This is a genomic window from Pseudomonas kermanshahensis (assembly GCF_014269205.2).
Taxonomy (GTDB): Bacteria; Pseudomonadota; Gammaproteobacteria; order Pseudomonadales; family Pseudomonadaceae; genus Aquipseudomonas; species Aquipseudomonas kermanshahensis.
On record NZ_JABWRY020000001.1, the window covers coordinates 3,881,997 to 3,906,385 of the forward strand.

Consider the following 24,389-nt stretch of genomic DNA (forward strand, 5'->3'; position numbering starts at 1 on the left):
ATACTGGGTCTCAATTCAGCCCGCACCAACAGCCCACTGTCACTAGCCTGATGAGCAAACCATCAGGAATAGGCAACATGGACAGTCCTCGCTCTAGCCAATTGAGACTCGGTCGGTTTTCAGAGCCCAACCGGTTATACCTACTAACCAGCACAACGCTACACAGAGCCCCGCTTCTGAATGAGCTTCAGTCTGCCCGCTTGCTGGTCGCTCAGTTGCGCCAGGCGCAGGACGAAGGCGCAGCTCAATCTCTGGCATGGGTGGTGATGCCTGACCATTTTCATTGGCTGGTTGAGCTGGGGCCGGTGAGCCTGAAAACCCTGATGCGCCGGGTGAAGTCACGTAGCACGCTGGCGATCAACAGACTGCAAGGACGCAGTGGGCGGCTCTGGCAGAAAGGCTTTCATGATCGAGCCTTGCGAAGGGAGGAGAATGTGCAGGCAGTGCACGTTACATCGTCTTGAACCCTAAGCGGGCGGGTTTGGTAGAGCGAATTGGGGATTACTCACACTGGGATGCGATCTGGCTGTAATCAACCCAAGTTGCAGCCTGTTCAGGCCTCATCGCCGGCAAGCCACAGGATCTGTGCAGACGCCAAGGTTAGCGCCGCACCTGTGGGAGCCGGCTTGCCGGCGATGGGCTGCAAAGCAGCCCTACTGCGGCAACTGCACCTGCGGCTTGGTGGCTACAAAAATCGCCCAGCTCGACACGAACAAGGCGGCGATCAAGGGCCCGATCACAAACCCGTTGAGCCCGAACACCGCCAACCCACCCAATGTGGACACCAGAATCAGGTAATCCGGCATGCGCGTGTCCTTGCCCACCAGAATCGGGCGCAGCACGTTGTCCACCAGGCCGATCACCAGCACCCCAAATGCCGTGAGGATCACCCCCGGCAGAATCGCCCCGCTCAATAGGAAATACGCCGCCACCGGCGCCCACACGATCCCCGCCCCCACCGCTGGCAGCAGCGACAGAAACGCCATCATCACCGCCCACACCAACGCACTGGGGATATCCAGCACCCAGAATATGAAGCCGCCAAGCGCGCCCTGGGTAATGGCAACCAACACGTTGCCCTTGACCGTTGCTCGCACCACGCGGTTGAACTTCAGCTGCAAGCGGCGCTTCTGGTGTTCGGGCAGGGGCACCGCAAGGCGTACGCGGCGCGCGACTTCCGCACCCTCGCGCAGGAAAAAGAACAGCAGGTAAACCATGATGCCGAAGCTCACCAGAAACTCGAACGTGCCCTGCCCAAAGCTGTAGGCCTGGCTGGCCAACGCCTGGCTGCCTTGGGTGGCCCATTTGGTGATCTTCTCGCGCAGCCCTTCCAGGTTGCCGATGCCCAAGCTGTCCAGGCCGTGCTGCACGAACCCCGGCAGCATGTTCATGCCATGCTCGACGTAGCCGGCAATGTCCAATTGCCCACTCTCGATGCGCTGGTACAACGTCGCCCCCTCCTGCACCAACAAGGCACTGGTGATGATCACAGGTAATACAGCCACCACCAGGCAAATCAACAGCGTCGTGGCGGCGGCAAGGTTGCGCCGTCTGCCAAACCGTATCAGCAGGCTACGCTGCAGCGGCGCGAACAGGATGCCGAGAATCACCGCCCAGAAGATGGCCCCGTAGTAAGGCAGCAAGATCCACACGAAGGCGATGGTCACCAGTGCCAGGAGCACGGCCAAGGCTCTGTTCTGCAAAGCGGTTTCGTTCATGAAGGATCCTCAAGTGTCCTGAACGTTAGTGCGCGGCACAGGGGTAAAAGTGCCGTCGCGCCGTTGATTCAGGTCAATGCCAGCAAAACCGCCAAACCTTAGCATCCAGGCCTTTTGCCCCGGTGCGCACATGACCCCTCCCGCCAAGCCCGAACTGCTGGCCCCCGCTGGCACCCTCAAGACAATGCGCTACGCCTTCGCCTACGGCGCCGACGCCGTCTATGCCGGCCAACCACGCTACAGCCTGCGGGTGCGCAACAACGAATTCGACCACGCCAACCTGGCGCTGGGCATCCAGGAGGCTCATGCCCTGGGCAAGCGTTTCTACGTGGTAATCAACATCGCCCCGCACAATGCCAAGCTGAAAACCTTCCTCAAGGACCTCGCACCGGTGATCGCGATGGCGCCGGATGCGCTGATCATGTCCGACCCCGGCCTGATCATGCTGGTGCGCCAGCACTACCCACAGATGCCGGTGCATTTGTCGGTGCAGGCCAACACCGTCAACTGGGCGAGCGTGCAGTTCTGGCAACAGCTGGGGCTGAGCCGGGTGATCCTGTCGCGAGAGCTGTCGCTCGAAGAGATTGAAGACATCCGCCACCACGTGCCGGACATGGAACTGGAAGTGTTCGTCCACGGTGCCCTGTGCATGGCCTACTCTGGCCGCTGCCTGCTGTCGGGCTACCTCAACAAGCGTGACGCCAACCAAGGCACCTGCACCAATGCTTGCCGCTGGAAGTACGACGCCACGCCGGCCAGCGAGGATGCTACCGGCGACATCGTGCGCGAAGTGCAACCGACCCTGGGGCTCGGTGCCCCAACCGATCAGGTCTTCCTGCTGCAGGAAAGCAACCGCCCAGAGGAAGCGATGCCGGCGTTCGAGGACGAGCACGGCACCTACATCATGAACGCCAAGGACCTGCGCGCCATCCAGCACGTCGAACGGCTGGCCAGCATGGGCGTGCACTCGCTGAAAATCGAAGGCCGCACCAAGTCGCACTTCTACTGCGCCCGCGCGGTGCAGTCCTACCGCCAGGCCATCGACGACGCCGTGGCAGGCCGGCCTTTCGACCGCGCCCTGATGGGCAACCTCGAATCCCTGGCGCAGCGCGGCTACACCGAAGGCTTCCTGCGCCGGCATGTGCACGATGAGTACCAGAACTACCAGCGTGGCAACTCGGTGTCTGACCGCCAGCAGTTCGTCGGCGAACTGACCGGCGCGCGTGTGGACGGCCTGGCTGAGATCAAGGTCAAGAACCGCTTCGCCGTGGGCGACCACTTGGAGCTGATGACCCCGCGCGGCAACTACCATTTCGACCTGCACCGCCTGTGCGACCGCCAGCAGCAGGCCATCGAGGTAGCTCCGGGTGACGGCCATGTGGTGTACCTGCCGATTCCGGAGCAGGTCCCGCTGGAGTACGGCCTGCTGATGCGTGACCTGCGCCACGACGAGGCCGCCGCCTGACAACGCTGTAATGCGCAGCTCAGCTGGCTGACAGCCAGCAACGGCCAACATCAAGGCTCTCTCGCATGAGGCCACGCCATGTTGCGCAACCCCTCCCGCCGTACCTTCGTCAAAGGCCTGGGCGCCGCCACTACGCTGGCGGGCCTGGGGCTTTGGCGGCCACTGGCCCAGGCCGCCGACGGCCGCGACCTGGCCGGCCAGCACTTCGAGCTGTCGGTCGGCCAGACCGCAGTCAACATCACCGGCCGCCCGCGCACCGCCCTGACCGTCAACGACAGCCTACCCGGCCCGCTGCTGCGCTGGCGCGAAGGTGACACCGTCAGCCTGCGCGTGCGTAACCGCCTCGCCCAAAGCACCTCGATCCATTGGCATGGCATCCTCCTGCCGGCCAACATGGACGGTGTGCCAGGCCTGAGCTTTGCCGGTATCGAGCCCGGCGGCGACTACCTTTACCAGTTCACCCTGCGCCAAAGCGGCACCTACTGGTACCACAGCCATTCCGGGCTGCAGGAGCAGGCCGGGGTGTATGGGGCGATCGTGATCGAACCCCGCGAACCCGAGGCGCATCAGTACCAGCGTGACCATGTGCTGCTGTTCAGCGACTGGTCGGACCAGCCCCCTGAACAGCTCTTGGCGACCCTGAAAAAACAGTCCGACGCTTTCAACTACCACAAACGTACGCTCGGCGATTTCATCAATGACGTGGCCGACCATGGCTGGAGCACCACCGTCGCCGAGCGCATGAGCTGGGCCCGCATGCGCATGAGCCCCACGGACCTGGCCGATGTCAGCGCAGCCACCTACAGCTACTTGCTCAATGGCCAACCACCGAATGGCAACTTCACCTGCCTGTTCCAGCCGGGCGAAACCGTGCGCCTGAGGCTAATCAACGCCTCGGCCATGACCTATTTCGACTTCCGTATCCCCGGCCTGACACTGACGGTGATCGCCGCCGACGGCCTGCCGGTGACACCCGTGAGCGTGGACGAACTGCGCATCGCCGTGGCCGAAACCTACGACGTGCTGGTGACCGTCGGCGACCTGCCCGCCTACACACTGTATGCCCAGAGCATGGACCGCAGTGGCTACGCGCGCGGCACCCTGGCCCGCGCCAACGGCCTGCAGGCCCCCGTGCCGCAACCCGACCCGCGCCCCGTACTGAGCATGGCCGACATGGGCCACAGCGCCATGGCAGGCATGGACCACAGCAACATGGCAGGCATGGACCATTCCAGCATGGCCACCCTGCAGCAACACCCACCCAGCGAAACCGGCAACCCACTGGTGGACATGCAGACCATGGCCCCACAGCCCAACCTCGCCGACCCAGGCATCGGCCTGCGCGGCAACGGCAGGCGCGTGCTGACCTACGCCGACCTGCGCAGCCCTTACCCCGACCCGGATGGCCGCGAACCCTCACGCGACATCGAGCTGCACCTGACCGGCCACATGGAGCGCTTTGCCTGGTCGTTCGACGGGGTCAAGTTCAGCGATGCCGAACCGTTGCGCCTGGCCTATGGCGAGCGGGTGCGCATCACCTTGGTCAACGACACCATGATGACCCACCCCATCCACCTGCATGGCATGTGGAGCGACCTGGAAGACGAACAGGGGCGCTTTCTGGTGCGCAAGCACACCGTCGACATCCCGCCTGGCAGCCGCCGCAGCTACCGAGTTACTGCCGACGCCCTGGGCCGCTGGGCCTACCACTGCCATTTGCTCTACCACATGGAGACCGGCATGTTCCGCGAGGTACGCGTCGATGAATGAGCTCAATAGCCGTCGCATCGTCACCGGTGTGGCCCTGGTGGCGCTGCTCGCCAGTGAACGCGCCATGGCCGCCGGCCTGCAGCACAGGGGCCACGGCGCCATGCCCATGGACCACAGCCAGATGAACCACGCAACGCCGCCTGCGCAACCACCGCGTACGCCGCTGCCGGTGCTCAGTGACGCCGACCGTCGCGCAGCCTTTCCGCCGCTTCCAGGGCACCAGGTGCATGACCGGGCGCTGAACGGGGCGGTGATCGTCGACCAGCTTGAATACCAGCACTTCGACAGCAGCGGCGCGTTGAACTGGAACGCAAACGCCTGGGTCGGCGGCGACATCGACCGCCTGTGGCTGCGCAGCGAAGGCGAACGCGAGCAGGGCAAAACCCACAAGGCCGAACTGCAGGCGCTCTGGGGCCACGCCATCAGCCCTTGGTGGGAACTGGTCGGCGGCCTGCGCCAAGACTTCAAGCCCGCCAGCGGCCAGGCCTGGGCCGCCTTCGGTATCCAGGGGACGCCGCTGTATGGCGTTGAGCTGGAGGCCACTGCCTACGTCGGCGAGCGGCAACAGACCGCGCTGCGCCTGGAAGCCGCTTACGCTATGCTGCTGACCAACCGCTGGGTACTCGAACCCACCCTGGAAGCGAACGTTTTTGGCCGCGACGATAGGCGCCGCGAGCAAGGCACGGGGCTGGCCGACAGCGAAATCGGCCTGCGCCTGCGCTATGAAATCAGCCGTGGTTTCGCGCCGTACGTCGGGGTCAGTTTCAATCGCTTGCACGGCGACCGCGCCGACCAGGCCCGCGAAGACGGCGAAGACACCGGCCAGACCCGCCTGGTGGCCGGTATCCGCCTGCGTTTCTAAAGGAGTGTTTCACCATGCTGCACAAACACCTGCTGACCCTCGGTCTGCTGGCTATCACTGGCCTGGCCCAGGCCGCCGAGGCCATCGATGTCTACCGCGACCCCAACTGCGGCTGCTGCAAGGCCTGGATCAGCCACCTGCGCGACAACGGCTTCACCGTCAACGACCACGTCGAACCGAACATGAGCGCAGTCAAGCAACGCCTGGGCGTGGCACCGCGCCTGGCGTCATGCCATACCGGGGTGATCGACGGCAAGTTCGTCGAAGGCCATGTGCCAGCCGAACAGGTCCGCTTGCTGGCCAAACGCAGCGACCTCAAGGGCCTGGCCGTCCCCGGCATGCCCATGGGCTCGCCGGGCATGGAAATGGGTGACCACAAAGACGCTTACCAGGTCATCGGTGTGACCCAGGATGGCCAGGACACCGTGGTCGCCAACTACTGATGCTCAGCGAGTGGGCGCTGTTCTTCAGCGCCTTCGGCGCCGCCACCCTGTTGCCGTTGCAATCGGAGGCCGTGCTGGTTGGTTTGCTGCTGCGCCAGCCCGACGCTTGGCCGACCTTGTTGCTGGTGGCCACCTTGGGCAATGTGCTTGGCTCAGTGGTCAACTGGGTATTGGGCCGGGCCATCGAGCACCTGCGTGACAAGCGGTGGTTCCCGTTCAGCGCCCGCCAGCTCGAACGCGCGCAACAACGCTACCAGCGCTGGGGGCAGTGGTCGCTGCTGCTGAGCTGGATGCCAGTGATCGGCGACCCGCTGACCCTGATCGCGGGGATCATGCGTGAGCCCTTCTGGCGCTTTATGCTGCTGGTGACCCTGGCCAAGGCCGGCCGTTACGCCGTGGTGGCGATGATCACCCTGGGCTGGTTTCACGCCTGGTAACACCTTTGCCGCTTCAGGCGGTCAACTGGCTGATACAGTCGCCTATTCCTACACGGCCCTACACGGAGTGCCCCCATGCTGCGCGCAACCGCCCTGGCCCTTGCCTGCCTTGTCGGCGGCCCGGCCCTTGCTGCCGAGTCGCCCACCTACGGCAAACAACTCGAAGGGTTCAGCTACCCTCATCCGCTCAAGCATTTCGACTTCAGCTCCCAGGGCCAAGCCCTGCAGATGGGCTACATGGACGTACCCGCCCAAGGCCAGGCCAATGGCCACAGCGTGGTGCTGATGCATGGCAAGAACTTCTGCGCCGCGACCTGGGAAACCACCATCAATGCCCTGAGCAAAGCCGGCTACCGGGTCATCGCCCCGGACCAGATCGGCTTCTGCACCTCAAGCAAACCTGCGTATTACCAGTACAGCTTCCAGCAATTGGCGCATAACACCCACGCCTTGCTCGACCAGCTGGGCGTAAAGCAGGCCATTGTGCTTGGCCACTCCACCGGCGGCATGCTCGCGACCCGCTATGCGCTGATGTACCCGCAGCAAGTCGAACGCCTGGCGATGGTCAACCCGATTGGCCTGGAAGACTGGAAGGCCCTGGGCGTCCCCTACCGTACGGTGGACCAGTGGTATGCACGGGAGCTCAAGCTCGATGCCGCCGGGGTGCGTGAGTATGAGCGCAAGACCTATTACGCCGGGCGCTGGAAGCCGGAGTATGAGCGCTGGGTACAGATGCTGGTGGGCCTCAACCAAGGGCCGGGGCATGAAGCAGTGGCGTGGAACTCGGCGTTGATCTACGACATGATTTTCACCCAGCCGGTGTACCACGAGTTCAAGGACCTGAAGATGCCGACCCTGTTGCTGATCGGTGATCAGGACACCACGGCCATCGGCAGCGACATCGCGCCGCCAGAGGTCAAGGCACGTTTGGGCAAATACCAGGTGCTGGGGCCGCAAGTGGCCAAGCTGATCCCCCAGGGTGAACTGGTGACGTTCGAGGGTATGGGCCACGCGCCGCAGATCGAAGAGCCGGTGCGGTTCAACCGAACGCTGATCGAGTGGTTGGGGCGCTGAGTCGGCTAGCCCCCAACCTACTGAGCGGGCGCAACTGCCTTGGGCAAAATCTAAACTTATGCGCGATCACTGTGGGAGCGGGCTTAGCCGAAGCGTTGCAACTGCATCTCGCGTAAGCGGCTCAAGGTGCGTTGATACGGGAACGCCAAGTACCCTTGGGTATAAAGCGCGTCAAGCGGCACCTGCGCCTCCAGGTACAACGCCACCCGGCGGTCGTAGCATTCGTCGACCAGGGCAATGAACCGGCGCACCGCATCGTCCTTGGGCGACAGCGCCGGCAGCTCCCGGTCTCCTGCCGCGACCCGCGCCGCGCCATCCTCGGTACCGCGGGCAATCCGCCCGGCCCGTTGCTCGCCACCTAACGCTGGTACGCCTTCCAGCAGAATCGACGGGAAACGGTCGCACAGGGCCATGAACTCCATCGCCGCCAAGGGCTGCTCGCAGAGGTCGGTGAAGCGGCACCAGATGGCGTGCTCGCTGCGCCGGATGACGTTTATCTGCCTTGAGCCAATGGCCAGCGGCTGCTCGCTGCCGGGGTCAGCCGGGCTGAGTTGGTGGAACACTTCACCCAGCACGCCGCGCTCGCCGGCCTCAGTGACCCAGTAACGTTGCCGCACAGCGCCCGGATGCAGGCGATGGTCCTGCTCGCCGGCCACCGACAACACCCGCATGTGCCGTTCAATGGCGGCAATCGCGGGTAGGAAGCGGTCACGGTTGAAGCCATCACGGTAGAGTTGGTCGGGCGGTTGGTTAGAGGTGGCGACAATCACCACGCCCTGGTCGAACAACACCTGGAACAGGCGGCCGAGGATAATCGCGTCACCGATGTCATTGACGAACAACTCGTCGAAGCACAGTACGCGAATCTCCCGGGCCAGTTCACGGGCCAGGGCCAGCAGCGGGTCGGCGGTGCCGTTGAGCTGGAACAACCGCTGGTGCACCCAGGCCATGAAATGGTGAAAGTGCTGGCGCCGGCTGGGGTGTTGCAGGCAACGGTGAAACTGGTCCATCAGCCAGGTCTTGCCCCGGCCGACAGGGCCCCAGAGGTAGACACCCTGGGTCAGGCGGCCCTGTTCGATCGCCTCGAAACAGGCCTGCAACGCATCGACTGCGTGGGCCTGGGCGGGGTCATGGACATAGCCGTGGTCGGTCAGGGCTTGTTGGTAGAGGGTCTGCGGTTGGGCGGTCATGCCGCATTATCGGTACTGGCCCCATCGTCAGCAAGCCAACGCCGCTCCTGTGTGGGAGCAGCCTTGTGCTGCGAAGAGGCCAGTGCAGGCCACAACTATCTTAAGTGTCAACACCGGCCTCTTCGCAGCGCAAGGCTGCTCCTACACGAACCGTGCATGGCAGAAGCCAGCGCTTCAGCCCTCGCCCAGCCCCACTTTCAACAGCGCCCCGTCCTTGTCATCGGTCAACACGTACAGATACCCATCCGGGCCTACCCGCACATCACGGATACGCGCCTTGAGGTCCCCCAGCAAACGCTCTTCGTGCACCACCTTGTCGCCCTCGAGCTGCAGACGGATCAATTGCTGAGTAGCCAGCGCCCCAATGAACAGGTTGTGGTCCCACGCTTTGAACGTCGGGCTGTCGTAGAACGCCATGCCGCTGATGCCAGGGGACTTTTCCCAGACATGGTGCGGGTCGACCATGCCATCGACGTGCTTACCCTTGGCCTCCGGGATCGGCAACAGCGAGTAATTGATGCCGTGGGTGGCAACCGGCCAGCCGTAGTTCTTGCCGGGCTGGGGAATGTTGATTTCGTCGCCGCCCCGCGGGCCGTGTTCGTGAGTCCAGAGCTTGCCAGTCCAAGGGTTGAGTGCTGCGCCCTGCTGATTGCGATGGCCGAACGACCAGATCTCGGAGCGCACGTTGTCTTTGCCGACGAAGGGGTTGTCTTTGGGCACTTCGCCGTCAGGCAAGATCCGCACGACCTTGCCTTGCAGCTTGTCGAGGTCCTGGGCAGTCGGCCGTTGGTTGTTCTCGCCCAGGGCAATGAACAGGTAACCGTCTCGGTCGAACACCAGGCGCGAACCGAAATGGTTGCCCACCGACAGCTTGGGCTGCTGGCGGAAGATCACCGTGAAGTTTTCTAGCCGTGCGCGGTCTTCGGACAGCTGACCGCGGCCGACCGCCGTCCCTGCCTTGCCATCATTGCCCGCTTCGGCATAAGACAGGTAAACGGTGCGGTCCTTGCCGAACTCCGGCGACAACACCACGTCCAGCAACCCGCCCTGCCCTTCGGCCCAGACCTGAGGCACGCCACTGATGGGCGGGCCGACCTTGCCTTCAGCGTTGACTACCCGCAGGTTGCCGGGGCGCTCGGTCACCAGCATGTCCTTGCCGCCCGGCAAGAAAGCCAATGCCCAAGGGTTGCGCAGGCCATCAGCGACAGTGCTGACGGTCAATGGCCCTTCTTCGCTGGGGAACTGCTGCTCGGAAGCCGCGTGCGCCAACAGCGGCAGCAGCGCGGCAGCGGTCAAGGTGGTCAGCCAGGTAGCTCGGGTCATGCAGAATTCCTTTCGACGGGGCTTACGGCGCGCGTGGGTTATCGCGCGGGGGCCGGGTGGGTTCCAGATTGGGCGCTTGCTGCTGGCGGCGCAGGTTGTCGCCGTTGCCAATGCCGCGGTTGTCCAGCGAGGGCGTGCGCTGGTAGGGGTCGGTGGACGGGCCACGCACGGGCGGTGTGGCCGGCATGCTGCCCTGGCGGCTATTGGGGTTGGCGCGCTGGATCGGGCTGTTGTAGGGGTTGTTGTTGCTGGCCGCGAGTTGCAAGGGCGCAACCGGCGCTGCGCGCGCGGGCAGGCACAACGCCAGGCCAATGACCAGGATTGGCAGTGCTAGGTTCATGCTTCACCTCCTGTACGAAATGCCGCGCCTTGTGCGTTGGATAGCCTAAGGCGCGAGGGGTTCGCGGCAAAAGTGTGAAAGCGGCTAGAGATAATTCCTTATGTTTCAGTATGGACACCAAGGGGCTGCAGCGCAGCCCCGCCGGGCTCATTGGCCGCTGCGGAAGGCCATCCACAGGCGGTTACGCTGGCGCAAGTCGGACAGCGCCATGCTGCGGTCGGCGTACAGCCGTTGACGCACCTGGGCTGGCGGGTAGATGTCCGGGTCGTTACGCACGGCAGCGTCGACCAAGGGGGTGGCTGCTTGGTTGGCATTGGCGAAGAACAGCGTGTTGGTCAGCGCGGCGACCGAGTCCGGCTTGAGCATGAAGGCGATGAACGCGCGGGCTGCCTCGGGGTGTGGCGCGTCCTTGGGGATGACCAGGTTGTCCTGCCAGACCAAGGTGCCTTCCTGGGGGATGCGGTAGATCAGCTCGAACGGTTTGCCAGCACGGCGTGCCTGGTCGGCGGCCATCGCCGCATCACCGTTGTAGGTGAGCGCCAGGCACACGCTGCCATTGGCCAGGTCGCTGATCTGCCGGCCGTTGGCAACATAGCGCACAGAGGGCTGCAGCTGGTTCAGCAGTGCCTGCGCGGCGTCCAAGTCGGCCTTGTTCTGGCTGTAAGGGTCCTTGCCCAGGTAGTTCAAGGTCAGGCCGATCACTTCCTGCGGCGAATCAGGCATGGCGATGCCGCAATCCTTCAGGCGGCTGGCGTACTCCGGTTTGAACAACAGGTCGAGGCTGTCCAGCGGTACATCGCCCAGGCGCTGGCGCACGGCCTCGACATTCACCCCCAGGCCCAGCGTGCCCCAGGTGTAAGGCACCGCGTAGCGGTTGCCGGGGTCGGCCTCGGCCAGTTTGGCCAGCAAGTCCTTGTCGAGGTTGGCATACCCGGGCATGGCCTGGGCATCGAGCGGCTGCAGGGCCTTGGCCTTGAGCGCCCGGGCCAGCACGGTGGATGACGGCACCACCACGTCATAGCCGCTGCCACCGGTCAGCAGCTTGGTCTCCAGCACCTCGGTGGTGTCAAAGGTGTCGTAGCGTACCTTGTAGCCCGTTTCGCGCTCGAAGCGCTGGAGGGTTTGCGGGGCGACATAGTCGGCCCAGCTGTAGAGGTTGACGACCTTCTCCTGGGCTTGCAGCGGCAGGGCCAGGCACAGGGACAGCAGGCACAGCGATCGACGCATGACGGACACCTCGGCAAAGGGAGCTGTCCGTCACTGTAGTCCACACCACTCGCACCCTGCACGATTCGGGTAGGAGCAGCCTTGCGCTGCGAAGAGGCCAGTGGCAACAGCATAGATTTCCGCTGCTTGCACCGGCCTCTTCGCAGCGCAAGGCTGCTCCTACCTGAAACCCGCCATAGCTGTCAGTAAGCCATGCTCCAGGTCAGGGTGTAGGTGCGCCCACGGCCCTGGTAGTCATACAGGTACGCCGGGCCATAGGTCGGTGCGTAGAACAACGTCGCCCGCTGCCCCCAGACCGTGCTGTACTGCTTGTCCAGCAAATTCTGGATACCTGCGCTGAAGGTGCCGAAGCCGGTTTCCTGGCTGCCCAACAGGTCGAAGGTGGTGTAACCGTCGATCTCGTGGTCGGCATCGTCCTTGAGGGTGAACGCATGGTTGGCCTGCAGGCGGGCACTGCGGCCATCGCCCTTCCAGCCAACAAACGCCGTGGACTTGGACAGCGACGCATAACGGGCATCGCGTTTCATCCAGCCACCGTCGACGTCTTCTTCCTCGGAGCGGGTCAGGTGCAGCGTACCCCCGGCTTCCCAACCGCTCTGGAAGTGGCGGGTCAACGCACCTTCGAAACCAAAGTCACGGCTCTTCTGCTCTTCGACGTTGATGGTCAGCGTTTGCGAATCGACATTGATGATCTTGTCCGACCAGATGTAGTACAGCGCCGCCTGAGCGTCCCAATCCACGTCGGCATAGCGCCAGCCCAGCTCGACCTGGCGGCTCTTGATGCCGGCCAGCGGGTTGTCGGCGACGCTCAAACCCGGCTTGCCGTAATACTTGGCCGGGTCCGGCAGGTCGAAACCTTCACCGTAATTGGTCCACACCTGATGGCCATTCTTGAAGTCGTAGATGGCGCCGACGTTGTACAGGTTGACTTGGTAATCGTTGCTGCCGCCGGGTACGCCTTTGAATTCGCTGACATCCACGTCCATCTGCTGGCGCCGGGCGCCGCCGGACAAGGTCAGGTTGTCGGTGGCATGCCAATCGAGCTGGGCGTACACCGACACACCGTCAACCCGGTAGCTGGGGTAGCGCGCGGCCTTGCTGGCCTTTTCCATGTCCAGCCCACCGCTTTCGGATGAGGTCAGGGCGTCGAAGGTGGTCTGTTCGGCGTTGAAACGCTCGCGGTCCAGGTCGACGCCGTAGGTCAGCTTGAGCGTCTCCCACTGCTTGGCGAACAGGCCTTTGAGGCTGGTGACCTCAAAGTTCTGTTGTGATGCGGCGAAGTACACCCCGCGCGAACCGGTGGGTGTGGCGCGGTTGTAGTACGGGAACGGGTAGAAGTTGTCGTCTTCCTTGCGGTACGAGGCCTGCAGGTAGAAGTCTTGGCCCAGCACATCGGTGTGATGGTAGTTGGCGTTGAGCAACAGGCGCCGGGTACGTGGCTCCAGGTCAGAGGAATAGCCACTGCGCAGCTCGGCGTCTTCCAGGTCCGAGGGGGCGTTGTAGTTGAGGTTGGGGAAGTAGATGCCGGTGCTGCCGTGGTTGCCCGAGTCGTAGTACTGGGCCAGCAAGTCCAGGCTCTGCTCATCGGTCAGCTTCAGCCCCAGGGTGCCGAGCACGTCAAGGGTGCGGTTGTATTGCAGGTCGGTCTGGGTGTTGTCGATGAAGATCTGATCGCCAGCGCCGTCATAGAAGGCTTCGTTCTGTTCGCCGGAAATACCAAGGCGGGCACTGACCCGCTCGTTGCCGCCGCTGATCGACTGGGCGATGCGGGTGGCCAGGTCATCACTGTTGTTGAAGCCGCTGCTGGCACCCAGCTGGGTCTCGAAGCGGGCCGGGCCGGGCTCACCCTTCTTGGTCACGATATTGATGATGCCGCCGGTGGCGCCGCCGCCGTAAAGGGCGCTGGCCCCCGACAGCACTTCGACACGCTCGACGTTGAACGGCGAGATGCTGTCGAACTGGCGCGACAGGCCGCGCGAGCTGTTCTGGCTGACCCCGTCGATCATCACCAGCACATTGCGCCCGCGCATGTTCTGGCCATAGTTGGTGCGCCCTTCTGGCGCCAGGTCCAGGCCAGGCACCAACTTGCCGATGGCTTCCTTGAGGCTCACGCCGCTGTCGATCTGCTCACGCAGCTGCTGCTGGTCGACCACCCAAACGGTGCCAGGGATTTCGCTGATCGCCGTGCTGGTGCGCGAGGCCACACTGACCTCGATGGGCTTGAGGTTGACGGCCTGCGGCGCGGCGTCCGCCTTGCGCAGGGTGACCGTGCGGGCATCGCTGAACTGCCAGCTCATGCCACTGCCCGCCAGCAACTGCTGCAGTGCCTGCTCGATGCTGTAGCTGCCCTGCAACGCCGCGCTATTCAGGCCCGCGACATCGTGGGTGGTGTACAGCAGGTGCAACCCGGCCTGGTCGGCGAAGGCCGTCAGTGCCTGGTCCAGCGCCTGGGCAGGCAGGTCCAGTTGCACTTGGCGGGCTTCCACCGGGGCCTGTTGCGCAACACTTGAGGCCATCGCCTGCAAGGGGCCAGCCAGCATGGCCAAGGCAGTGCAAGACAACATGGCGTGATGAAGGGGACCGCTGCGGCGGTGAACAGGCTTGAGCGTAAGGGCCACGAATGAGCTTCCAGACAAGTCGTAAATGAGAATGGGTTGCTGATCAGTCCCACTACGACGATCTGGCCTGGCTGAACTTGCAGCGGCAGATGAAAAATATTTAGATTATTTTTTACCGGCTCAGTGCACCACGGCCAACCACGGCAAATAGGTGACCTGCAGGCCATAACGTTGCTCAAGGGTGCGCAGCAGCGCCTGGGGTTCATCGAGGTCGAATACACCGCTGACTTCCAGGGCCGCCAGCTTGGTGTCAGACAGCAGAATGCGCCCCTGTTGGTAGCGCTCGAGTTCTGCCAGCACTTGCCCCAGCGGCTTGCCGTTGAAGATCAGCTTGCCGCGCTGCCAGGCGGTCTGTGCACTGGCGTCAGGCGACACCGGTACGCTGCGCTCACCCACCGTGGCCTCGCCCTGGGCCAGTACCACGCGGCCATCGCGGCGCACGCTGAACGTCGCGCCCGTGCCGCGCACCGCCTCGCCTGCACTATCGACCACAAAGGGCCGTGGGTCACTGGCCGTCTCGAACAAGGCTTCGCCCGCATTGATCACTACGCGGCGCTCGCGGTCGGTGAACGCGACGGTCAACGCACTGCCACTGTTCAGCAGTACCCGCGAGCCATCGGCCAGGGTCACCGCCTGCCGTTGCCCGAGGCCTGTGTGGTAGTCCGCCAGCCAGATAGGCGCCTGCTGCCAACCGGTATAACCCGCGACCAACAGCGCCAGCGATGCCGCCAGGCCTGCGGCCCAGTGTCGTTTGCGTCGGGCATGCGGTGCCGCGACAACCTGAGCGGTTGGGGTGTGGCCGATGTCCAGCCACAGTGCCTCTGCCTCGCGCGCGGCCTCGGCATGCGCCGGGCTCAGTGCGCACCAGCGCTGGTAGCGCGCGTGGTCCGCCGCACTGGCGTTGCCCGAATGCAACAACACCTGCCAATCGAGGGCATCGTCAGAGAGGTCGCTGAGCGGTTGGGCGGCTGGCATGGCGTAAGGCTCAGTCATGGTTGTGTTTGAGCCAGTCACGGCAATGGCGCAGCGCCTGGCCAATGTATTTTGCCACCATGCTCTCGGAAACGCCCAACCGTTGTGCAATCTGCGCCTGGGTCAGGCCTTCGACGCGGTTGAGCAACAGGGCCTGGCGGGCATTGCTGGACAGTTGCAACAGCGCCTCATCGAGTATCTGCAAGCGCTCGCGGGCGAGCAGCGTGGCCTCGGGCGCAGGCGCCGGGCAGGCCACCTCGCCAGTGCCATCGGTATCTTCGTGGCGGGCGGCGATACGCTGTTCACGGCGCAAGGCATCGATCGCCAGGTTGCCCGCCACCCGGAAGATGAAGCTGCGTGCATGCAGCACCGGCACCGCCTGCTCGTCGATCTTCACCAGCTTCAGGTACGTCTCCTGCGCGACGTCGGCAGCACGCTGCCGGTCGCTCATGCGCCGAGTCAGGAACAGCAAGAGGTCGTCGTAGTGCTCCTGGAAACTCGCCAGCAGACCAGACACGGGAGACGTCAGCATGGGGTAGGAGAAAGGCCAGTAAGAGGGATTGTCGGGCGTTAATGAGAAACAGTATCTTTCATTAGACGCGCTACTTTCAACGTCAACGCGCATTTGCCACACTGGCGGTTGAATTTTTCAGGCAAGGTTGCAACCCATGACTGCCCGATTGCACCGCTGGTTGCTGATACTGCTGATGGCTTACGGCCTCAGTGCCTGCGCCTTGTTCCAGGCGCGTGACCCACTGAATATCAACGTGATTGGCATCGAACCGCTGCCCGGGCAGGAGCTGGAACTGCGCATGGCGGTGAAGATACGTGTGCAGAACCCCAACGAAACCGCGATCGATTACAACGGTATCGCGCTCGACCTGCAGGTGAACGGCCAGCCGCTGGCCGCCGGTGTCAGTGACCAGCAGGGCCACATAGGCCGTTTCGACGAGGCGGTCATCGTGGTGCCGGTGAGCGTGACCGCGTTCTCCTTCCTGCGCCAGGCCTATGGCCTGGGCCAGCGGAGTTCGCTGCAAGGGCTACCCTATGTACTGCGCGGCAAATTGGCCGGTGGGCTGCTGGGCACCGTCCGCTTCACCGATGAGGGCACGCTGGACCTGCCCAAGGCAGCCGGCACCTACTGGTAGACCACTCAGCGATTGCTGTTGGCGGCGGCCATCATCTTGTTGACTTCGCTGCGCACCATGCTGGCGTATTCGGGCGGCGACATGGCCTCAAGTTCAGCCCGCACCCATTCCGCCCATTTACCCTTACGCCGTGGCTTTTCGGAGATAAGCCGGGCGGCCTCGCCCTTGGCCTTGCCCAGGTTGCTCTGCCACAGTTCGAACAACCGCGCCTTCTCTGCCTCGATCTGCGCCCGTTCCTCGAAGCTCTTGTTGGCCAGATTGAAACTCATTGAAGGTACCTGCCTGCTGAAAATGGCCGCTATCTTACACCGTAGCGGCGCGTCATCGGAAAGCCGGCGCAACTTTCCCGACGCACCGGCATCCATTGTTCACCCCCCCATTGACGAGGATGAGTTCATGGCCCGAAAAAACGCCGTACAAGCCGCCAGCGATCAGATCAAGGATCAGGTCTTCAGCGAACTGCAGTCACTGATCGAAGAATCCGAAAAGCTGCTCAACGACAGCGCTGCCCTGGTTGGCGAGGAGGCCGAAACCCTGCGCGCGCAAGTCAGCCTCAAACTGCGCCAGGCTCGCCAGGCCGCGAGCAACGTACGTGACAAGGCTCAACCGGTGGTGGATGCCACCCAGGACTACATCGGCGGCCACCCTTGGCAGACCGTCGCGGTGTCCGCAGGCTTCGGCCTGGTGGTCGGCCTGCTATTGGGTCGCCGCTACTAAGCCCTTTTATGAACGCAGTGCCGCCTGAACGGCTTCAGGCGGCCTGCGCCATTGGGATGCCGCTATGAAAGCGCAGTTCCTGGTCCGGTGACTGGATCAGCTCGGCTTCTGCCTCACGTACCAGCTCAACCCTGCGGGCGATGTCCGCTTCTTCGCCATACTGATGGGCCAGCTTCAGGTAGCCCTGGTAATGGCGCGCTTCACTCTTCAACAGGCCGTGGTAGAACGTGCCCAGTTCTTCATCCAGGTGCGGCACCAGCGCGGCAAAGCGCTCGCAACTGCGTGCTTCGATAAAAGCCCCCACCACCAAGGTATCGACCAGTTTGACCGGCTCGTGGGCACGTACCAAGCGGCGCAAGCCGGAGGCATAACGCCCGGCCGACACTGGCCGCAAGGGCACGCCCCGGCGCTTCATCAGGCGCAGCACCTGCTCGTGGTGCACCAGCTCTTCACGGGCCAGGCGCGACATCATGTTGATCAGATCCAGGTGCGTGTTGTACTTGGCGATCAGGCTCAGGGCAGTGCTGGCGGCCTTGAACTCGCAGTTCTTGTGGTCGATCAGCAGGGTTTCCTGGTCGGCAAGCGCCGCTTCGATCCAGGCATCTGGGGTCGGGCAGCCAAGAAAGGCGTCGATTTCGGGGATCAAGGACATAAGCGTGCAACCAGACAGAACAGGCAGGGCCGGCGATTATACCGGCGGCAACCGGCAGCGCCAGTGACTATGCTTGATGTACATCAAGCGGCGACGGGTGAGGCGCCGACTATAGTCAGGCACTGGTCGCCATCTTTGAAGGGAGCTCACGCCCATGCAAGCCGTCCGCAGCATCCTCGTCGTCCTCGACCCCGCGCATGCCCACAGCCGGGCCTTGACCCGTGCCAAGCTGATCGCAGGCGTAACCGGCGCGCGCCTGCACCTGTTGATGTGCGACAAAAAGCAGGATCACAGTGCGTTGCTCAGCCTGCTGAGCAGCCAGTTGCACGATGACGGATACGACAACGTCACCCATGAGGCGGCCTGGCGTGACAACCTGCACGACACCATCATCTATGTGCAGCAAGCCGAGGGCTGCGAGCTGGTCATCAAGGAGCATCGGCCGGACAACCCGCTGAAAAAGGCACTGCTGACCCCCACCGACTGGAAGCTGCTGCGCCTGTGCCCCAGCGCGGTGCTGATGGTAAAAAGCGAGCGGCCGTGGACCGGCGGGGTGGTTCTGGCGGCGGTGGATGTCGGTAACCAGGATGAGGACCACCGCCTGTTGCACGCGAGTATCATCGACCATGGCTATGCGATTGCCGGCCTGGCCAAAGGCGATTTACACGTCATCAGCGCACACCCCTCCCCCATGCTGTCCGCCTCGGACCCGACCTACCAGCTCAGCGAGACCATCGCCGAACGCTACCGGGAAGCCTGCCGCGCGTTTCAGGCCGAGTTCGACATCAGCGATGACCGCCTGCATGTCGCCGAAGGCCCGGCGGATGTGCTGATTCCCTACACCGAGAAACAATACAATGCCGTGGTGACGGTGATCGGCACGGTGGCCCGGACGGGTATTTCCGGGGCATTGATCGGGAATACCTCCGAGGTGGTGCTCGATTCGCTCGAAGGGGATGTGCTGGTGCTCAAGAGCGAAGAAGCGATTGCCCACCTGACAGAGCTGGCCCGCGGTTAATGCATGCGTGGCCCTTGTAGGAGCAGCCTTGTGCTGCGAAGAGGCCGGTGACAGCAGCATAGATTCACTGAGCTGTCACCGGCCTCTTCGCAGCACAAGGCTGCTCCTACAAATACAAAGGGCGGCGCGTTTACACCAGCGCCTCGCGCACTTTCGGGTCCAGCCCTTCCCCCGGATGGGCCTCGCTCCACGCCAGCAACTGCCGGCGCATCGCCGGCGTCCAGAAGCTCTGGATGTGCTGCCTCACCCCTTGCACCGCCAGCTGCCGGTTCGGTTCGCTGTCAAAATAATGGGCAATTTGGTTGGCCATCTTGACCAGGTTGTCATTGCTCATCGGCGCACCTCGGCTTTCTCTTGCTGCTCGGCAGTACGGCGCTCTTTGAGCAGGCGGCGCTGTTCGTCGCTGAAGTCCTGGTAACGCTTCTGCCATTCAGACGGGTGGAACACTTTCACCACCTCCACCGCCGTGACTTTGTATTCAGGGCAGTTGGTGGCCCAGTCGGAGTTGTCGGTGGTAATCACGTTGGCCCCCGACTCAGGGAAGTGGAACGTGGTGTACACCACCCCCGGCGCCACCCGCGCACTGACCTTGGCGCGCAGCACCGTCTGCCCGGCGCGGCTGCCGATACCGACCCAATCGCCATCGCGGATGCCACGGCTTTCGGCGTCGGTGGGGTGCAGCTCAAGGCGGTCGGCGTCATGCCAGGCGACGTTGCCAGTGCGGCGGGTCTGGGCACCGACGTTGTACTGACTGAGGATACGCCCGGTGGTCAGCAACAGCGGGTAGCGGCTATTGACCTTCTCGTCGGTCGGCACATAGCCAGTGAGCATGAAGCGCCCTTTGCCCCGCACGAACTGGTCGATATGCATGGTCGGCGTGCCATCGGGCGCGGCATCGTTGCACGGCCACTGCAGGCTGCCATGGCGGTCGAGCTCGGCGTAGCTGACGCGGTGGAAGGTCGGCGTCAGGCGCGCGATCTCGTCCATGATCTCGGCCGGGTGGAGGTACTGCATCGGGTAGCCCAAGGCGTTGGCCAGGGCCACGGTCGCTTCCCAGTCAGCTTTGCCGGCCAGGGGTTCCATGACCTTGCGCACCCGCGAGATACGGCGTTCGGCGTTGGTAAAGGTGCCGTCCTTTTCAAGGAACGAACTGCCCGGCAGGAACACGTGGGCGAACTTGGCCGTCTCGTTGAGGAAGATGTCCTGCACCACTACACATTCCATGGCCAGCAAGGCGGCCGTGACGTGCTGGGTGTTGGGGTCGCTCTGGGCGATGTCCTCACCCTGGCAGTACAGCGCCTTGAAGCTGCCATCCAGGGCCGCCTCGAACATGTTGGGGATGCGCAGGCCTGGGTCTGGCTGCAACGTTACCCCCCAGGCCTGCTCGAACTCGGCACGCACACCTTCGTTGGAAATATGCCGGTAGCCAGGCAGTTCATGCGGGAACGAGCCCATATCGCACGAGCCCTGCACGTTGTTCTGCCCGCGGAGCGGGTTCACCCCTACCCCTTCGCGGCCGATGTTGCCGGTGGCCATGGCCAGGTTGGCGATGCCCATCACGGCGGTGCTGCCCTGGCTGTGCTCGGTGACCCCCAGGCCGTAGTAGATGGCCGCGTTGCCACCGGTGGCGTACAGCCGTGCGGCGGCGCGGATCTGCTCGGCAGGCACGCCACAGACCGGGCCGAGTAGTTCTGGCGCGTTCTCTGGCTGGCTGACGAAGTCGCGCCAGCGGGCGAAGTCCTCGGTCTCGCAGCGGGCGTCGATAAAGCGCTGGGCCAGCAAGCCTTCGTTGACGATCACATGGGCCAGGGCGTTGAGCATGGCCACGTTGGTACCGGGGCGCAGTTGCAGGTGCAGCTCGGCGCGGGCGTGGGGCGAGTCGACCAGGTCGATACGCCGTGGGTCGATGACGATCAGCCGCGCGCCCTGGCGCAGGCGGCGTTTAAGCTGCGAGCCAAACACCGGGTGGGCATCGGTGGGGTTGGCGCCGATCACCAGCACCACGTCGGCCTGCATCACCGAATCGAAGCTCTGCGTGCCCGCCGATTCACCGAGGGTCTGCTTGAGGCCATAGCCCGTGGGCGAATGGCACACCCGCGCGCAGGTGTCGACGTTGTTGTTGCCAAACGCCGCACGCACCAACTTCTGTACCAGGTAGGCTTCTTCGTTGGTGCAGCGGCTGGAGGTGATGCCGCCGATGGAATCACGCCCGTACTTGAGCTGGATGCGGCGGAACTCGCTGGCGGCGTAGGTTACCGCCTCGTCCCAGCTGACTTCTTGCCACGGGTCTTCGAGGCGCTTGCGGATCATTGGTGTGGTGATGCGGTCCGGGTGGGTGGCATACCCCCAGGCGAAGCGGCCTTTGACGCAAGCGTGGCCATGGTTGGCGCCGCCGTTCTTGTCCGGGACCATGCGCACCAGCTGGTCGCCCTTCATCTCGGCACGGAACGAACAACCGACACCGCAATAGGCGCAGGTGGTAATCACCGCACGCTCAGGCTGGCCGAGCTGCACCAGGCTTTTTTCGGTCAAGGTCGCGGTCGGGCAGGCCTGTACGCAGGCGCCGCACGACACGCACTCCGAGGCCAGGAAGTTGTCCCCGCCAGCGGCCGCTACCCGCGAGTCGAAGCCGCGGCCAGTGATGGTCAGGGCGAAGGTGCCCTGGATGTCTTCACAGGCGCGCACGCAGCGGCTGCAGACGATGCACTTGCTCGGTTCATAGTCGAAGTACGGGTTGGAAACGTCCTTTTTTTCGGCCAGGTGATTGGCGCCGTCATAGCCGTAGCGGACCTCGCGCAGGCCGACCTGGCCGGCGACGGTCTGCAGTTCGCAGTTGCCGTTGGCCGAGCAGGTCAGGCAGTCGAGCGGGTGATCGGAGATGTACAGCTCCATCACATTGCGCCGCAACCCCGCCAGGCGCGGGGTTTCGGTGCGCACCACCATGCCTTCGCTGACCGGGGTGGTGCACGACGCCGGGTAACCGCGCATGCCTTCGATTTCCACCATGCACATGCGGCACGAACCGAACGCCTCGAGGCTGTCGGTGGCGCACAGTTTGGGGATGCTGGTGCCAAGCATGGCGGCGGCGCGCATGACCGAGGTGCCAGCAGGCACGCTGATGGCACAGCCGTCGATGTTCAGGCTGACCTGCACCTCGCTGTCGCGTGCTGGGGTGCCAAGGTCGGTCTCGGGGTCGAAGAAATTGATCACTGCGCGGCCTCCGTGTGGGTCAGCCCGAAATCGGCGGGGAAGTACTTGAGCGCGCTGGCCACCGGGTAAGCGGTCATCCCGCCCATGGCGCACAGCGAGCCGTACTGCATCGTGTCGCACAGGTCGCGCAGCAGCAGGGCCTGGTCGTGGCGTTCGGTGAAATCGGTGGTGGCGATCAGCCGGTCCACCACCTCCATGCCACGGGTCGAGCCGATGCGGCACGGTGTGCACTTGCCGCACGATTCTTCGGCGCAGAACTGCAGGGCGAAGCGGGCCATGCTGGCCATGTTCAGGGTGTCGTCCGCCACCACCACACCGCCGTGGCCGAGCATCGCGCCCATGGCAGCGAAGGCCTCATAGTCCAGCGGCGTGTCGAAGTGGCTGGGCGGCACCCAGGCCCCGAGCGGGCCGCCGACTTGTGCGGCCTTCAATGGCCGGCCGCTGGCGGTACCACCCCCGTAGCCTTCCACCAGCTCGCGCAGGGTCAGGCCAAACGCGCGCTCCACCAGGCCACCGTGGCGGATGTTGCCCGCCAGCTGGAACGGCATGGTGCCCAACGAACGGCCCATGCCGAAATCGCGGTAAAACGCCGCGCCCTTGGCCAAAATGATTGGCACAGACGCCAGGGTGAGCACGTTGTGCACCAGCGTCGGCAAGCCGAACAGGCCCTGCAGGGCCGGCAGGGGCGGCTTGGCCCGGACGATCCCGCGTTTGCCTTCGAGCGATTCCAGCAACGCGGTTTCTTCGCCGCAGATATAAGCGCCAGCACCGACCCGGACTTCCAGGTCGAAGGCCTGGCCGCTGCCGGCCACGTCGTTGCCCAGGTAACCGGCGTCGCGGGCTATGGCAAAGGCCTGGTCGAGCACGCGAATGGCGTCCGGGTATTCCGAGCGCACGTAGATGTAGCCTTTGTCGGCACCCACGGCGAGGCCAGCGATGATCATGCCTTCGATCAGCAGGAACGGGTCGCCTTCCATCAGCATGCGGTCGGCGAAGGTACCGGAGTCGCCTTCGTCGGCGTTGCAAACCACATACTTTTGCCCAGCCCCGGCATCACGCACGGTGCGCCACTTGATACCCGCCGGGAAGGCGGCGCCACCCCGGCCACGCAGGCCAGAATCAAGTACGGCAGCGACCACCTCGGCACCGTCCAAGGCCACGGCGCGCTCCAGCCCGGCAAAACCGCCATGGGCGCGGTAGTCGTCCAGCGACAGCGGCCGGGTCACGCCGGCACGGGCGAACAGCAGGCGTTGCTGGGATTTCAGATAAGCGATGTCTTCAACCAGCCCCAAGGCCAGGCCATGGGCCTGGGGCTGGCCGGCCAAGGCATCGAGTAGCGCCGGCACATCGTCCGCAGTCACCGGGCCGAAACCCTGGCGCCCTTGGGCGCTGTCGCATTCGACCAGCGGCTCCAGCCAATACAGCCCACGCGAACTGGTGCGCTGGATATCGACCGCCAACTGCCGGCGCTCGGCCTCGCGTTGCAGGGCCTCGGCAACCTGGTCGGCACCCACGGCACGGGCCACCGAATCGCAGGGGATGTACACCTTCAGCATGTTTCGCCCTCCAGGCAACCGTTCACCAGGGCACGCAGGCGCTCAGGCGTGAGCCGCGCGTGCAGTTGGCCGTCCAGTTCCAGCGCGGGCGAGCAAGCGCAGGCGCCCAGGCAATACACCGGACGCAGGCTGATAGCGCCGTCGGCGCTGGTGCCATGGTCGTCCAGTGCCAGTTGGTCGCGCAGTTGCGCGGCCAGGGCCTCGGCGCCACGGCTCTGGCACGACTCGGCCCGGCACAGGCGCAGGGTATGGCGTGCCGGCGCGGTGGTGCGGAAATCGTGGTAGAAGCTGATCACCCCGCGCACCTCGGCCAGGCTGAGGTTCAGGGCATGGGCAATTTCAGGGACGGCCGCATCCGGCACGAAGCCGATGTCTTGCTGAATGGCGTGAAGGATCGGCAACAGGGCGCCGGGGGTGTCCTTTTCACGGGCCAGGATGCTGTGGATCAAAGGCAGGTGGAGCAGTTCATCAGGCATACAGCGGACCTCGGCATCACGGACCCTGCCTGTGTTGTTGTAGGGGCAGGTGTCCGGCGTGTTCTGCTGCGGCGTGCCGGCCACGTCACGGTTGCGGGGTGTCGGCAGCCTCCTTGCCCACGGCCGTGCGTCTGCGCGCACTGGTCCAGGAGCATCCTGCAAGCATGGCACTT

General features: G+C 64.1%; 22 protein-coding genes and 2 pseudogenes. 10 read left to right on the forward strand and 14 right to left on the reverse strand.

The features are described 5' to 3' along the window. The first annotated feature begins 77 nt into the window (after positions 1–77). Positions 78–532, forward strand: a pseudogene (locus HU764_RS17475) (REP-associated tyrosine transposase). A gap of 121 nt (positions 533–653) precedes the next feature. Here the strand turns inward: HU764_RS17475 and HU764_RS17480 are convergent. Next, positions 654–1,718 carry an AI-2E family transporter gene (locus HU764_RS17480; RefSeq protein ID WP_027596563.1) on the reverse strand — a complete coding sequence of 355 codons (1,065 nt, stop codon included), beginning with the start codon at positions 1,716–1,718 and terminating at the stop codon, positions 654–656. 130 nt (positions 1,719–1,848) lie between these two features. On the opposite strand from HU764_RS17480, the gene trhP reads away from it, so the two are divergent. The 6 genes from trhP (at position 1,849) to HU764_RS17510 (ending at position 7,769) form a co-directional block, all read left to right on the forward strand. Further along, positions 1,849–3,183, forward strand: a complete 1,335-nt coding sequence (gene trhP, locus HU764_RS17485; protein ID WP_186682201.1) for a prephenate-dependent tRNA uridine(34) hydroxylase TrhP — start codon at positions 1,849–1,851, stop codon at positions 3,181–3,183. Between the two features lie 78 nt (positions 3,184–3,261). Further along, positions 3,262–4,953 (forward strand): copper resistance system multicopper oxidase, encoded by a 1,692-nt coding sequence (locus tag HU764_RS17490; RefSeq protein WP_186703843.1) that lies wholly within the window; start codon positions 3,262–3,264, stop codon positions 4,951–4,953. Beyond that, a complete protein-coding gene (locus HU764_RS17495; protein ID WP_186703844.1) occupies positions 4,946–5,815 on the forward strand; it encodes a copper resistance protein B in 870 nt (289 codons plus the stop codon). The genes HU764_RS17490 and HU764_RS17495 overlap by 8 nt, the downstream gene beginning before the upstream one ends. A 14-nt stretch (positions 5,816–5,829) precedes the next feature. Continuing rightward, positions 5,830–6,258: a DUF411 domain-containing protein gene (locus HU764_RS17500; protein ID WP_186703845.1), complete on the forward strand. Its 429-nt coding sequence runs from the start codon at positions 5,830–5,832 to the stop codon at positions 6,256–6,258. After that, on the forward strand, positions 6,258–6,695 hold the full coding sequence (locus HU764_RS17505; protein ID WP_186682207.1) for a YqaA family protein: 438 nt from the start codon (positions 6,258–6,260) through the stop codon (positions 6,693–6,695). The genes HU764_RS17500 and HU764_RS17505 overlap by 1 nt, the downstream gene beginning before the upstream one ends. Before the next feature lie 75 nt (positions 6,696–6,770). Next, a complete protein-coding gene (locus HU764_RS17510) occupies positions 6,771–7,769 on the forward strand; it encodes an alpha/beta fold hydrolase (RefSeq protein WP_099453418.1) in 999 nt (332 codons plus the stop codon). 83 nt (positions 7,770–7,852) lie between these two features. Here HU764_RS17510 and zapE read toward each other — a convergent pair whose 3' ends face one another. The 7 genes and pseudogenes from zapE to HU764_RS17545 all read right to left on the reverse strand — a co-directional run. Further along, positions 7,853–8,959 carry a cell division protein ZapE gene (gene zapE, locus HU764_RS17515; RefSeq protein WP_186682208.1) on the reverse strand — a complete coding sequence of 369 codons (1,107 nt, stop codon included), beginning with the start codon at positions 8,957–8,959 and terminating at the stop codon, positions 7,853–7,855. A 174-nt stretch (positions 8,960–9,133) separates the two neighbouring features. Next, a complete protein-coding gene (locus HU764_RS17520; protein WP_085274170.1) occupies positions 9,134–10,282 on the reverse strand; it encodes a PQQ-dependent sugar dehydrogenase in 1,149 nt (382 codons plus the stop codon). 22 nt (positions 10,283–10,304) lie between these two features. Continuing rightward, entirely contained in the window at positions 10,305–10,622 is a 318-nt protein-coding gene (locus tag HU764_RS17525) for a hypothetical protein (RefSeq protein ID WP_186703846.1), read from the reverse strand. 147 nt (positions 10,623–10,769) lie between these two features. Beyond that, positions 10,770–11,849 (reverse strand): extracellular solute-binding protein, encoded by a 1,080-nt coding sequence (locus HU764_RS17530; protein WP_085274169.1) that lies wholly within the window; start codon positions 11,847–11,849, stop codon positions 10,770–10,772. Positions 11,850–12,031: 182 nt separating this feature from the next. Continuing rightward, positions 12,032–14,413 (reverse strand): TonB-dependent receptor, encoded by a 2,382-nt coding sequence (locus HU764_RS17535; RefSeq protein ID WP_186703847.1) that lies wholly within the window; start codon positions 14,411–14,413, stop codon positions 12,032–12,034. A 174-nt stretch (positions 14,414–14,587) separates the two neighbouring features. Then, positions 14,588–15,460 (reverse strand): FecR family protein, encoded by an 873-nt coding sequence (locus HU764_RS17540; protein ID WP_225935666.1) that lies wholly within the window; start codon positions 15,458–15,460, stop codon positions 14,588–14,590. A 4-nt stretch (positions 15,461–15,464) separates the two neighbouring features. Continuing rightward, positions 15,465–15,971: pseudogene (locus HU764_RS17545) on the reverse strand (RNA polymerase sigma factor); the annotation flags it as partial. Between the two features lie 136 nt (positions 15,972–16,107). Here HU764_RS17545 and HU764_RS17550 point away from each other — a divergent pair. Continuing rightward, entirely contained in the window at positions 16,108–16,587 is a 480-nt protein-coding gene (locus HU764_RS17550; protein ID WP_027596577.1) for an LEA/WHy family protein, read from the forward strand. A gap of 5 nt (positions 16,588–16,592) precedes the next feature. Here HU764_RS17550 and HU764_RS17555 read toward each other — a convergent pair whose 3' ends face one another. Further along, positions 16,593–16,856, reverse strand: coding sequence for a hypothetical protein (locus tag HU764_RS17555; protein WP_027596578.1), 264 nt, complete (start codon positions 16,854–16,856; stop codon positions 16,593–16,595). Between the two features lie 127 nt (positions 16,857–16,983). Between HU764_RS17555 and HU764_RS17560 the strand changes: the two genes are divergently transcribed. After that, a complete protein-coding gene (locus tag HU764_RS17560; protein ID WP_027596579.1) occupies positions 16,984–17,304 on the forward strand; it encodes an ElaB/YgaM/YqjD family protein in 321 nt (106 codons plus the stop codon). Between the two features lie 34 nt (positions 17,305–17,338). Here HU764_RS17560 and HU764_RS17565 read toward each other — a convergent pair whose 3' ends face one another. After that, on the reverse strand, positions 17,339–17,956 hold the full coding sequence (locus tag HU764_RS17565) for a MiaE family protein (RefSeq protein ID WP_027596580.1): 618 nt from the start codon (positions 17,954–17,956) through the stop codon (positions 17,339–17,341). Between the two features lie 154 nt (positions 17,957–18,110). On the opposite strand from HU764_RS17565, the gene HU764_RS17570 reads away from it, so the two are divergent. Then, entirely contained in the window at positions 18,111–18,974 is an 864-nt protein-coding gene (locus HU764_RS17570; protein WP_186682213.1) for a universal stress protein, read from the forward strand. Positions 18,975–19,104: 130 nt separating this feature from the next. On the opposite strand, the gene HU764_RS17575 is transcribed toward HU764_RS17570, so the two are convergent. The 4 genes from HU764_RS17575 to HU764_RS17590 are packed head-to-tail and all read right to left on the reverse strand — an operon-like array spanning position 19,105 to position 24,216. Next, positions 19,105–19,308, reverse strand: coding sequence for a formate dehydrogenase subunit delta (locus HU764_RS17575; RefSeq protein WP_186682214.1), 204 nt, complete (start codon positions 19,306–19,308; stop codon positions 19,105–19,107). Beyond that, on the reverse strand, positions 19,305–22,184 hold the full coding sequence (gene fdhF / locus HU764_RS17580) for a formate dehydrogenase subunit alpha (RefSeq protein ID WP_186703848.1): 2,880 nt from the start codon (positions 22,182–22,184) through the stop codon (positions 19,305–19,307). The genes HU764_RS17575 and fdhF overlap by 4 nt, the downstream gene beginning before the upstream one ends. Continuing rightward, a complete protein-coding gene (locus HU764_RS17585) occupies positions 22,181–23,740 on the reverse strand; it encodes a formate dehydrogenase beta subunit (protein ID WP_186703849.1) in 1,560 nt (519 codons plus the stop codon). The genes fdhF and HU764_RS17585 overlap by 4 nt, the downstream gene beginning before the upstream one ends. Further along, positions 23,734–24,216 (reverse strand): formate dehydrogenase subunit gamma, encoded by a 483-nt coding sequence (locus tag HU764_RS17590; RefSeq protein ID WP_027596585.1) that lies wholly within the window; start codon positions 24,214–24,216, stop codon positions 23,734–23,736. The genes HU764_RS17585 and HU764_RS17590 overlap by 7 nt, the downstream gene beginning before the upstream one ends. Positions 24,217–24,389: the final 173 nt, after the last annotated feature.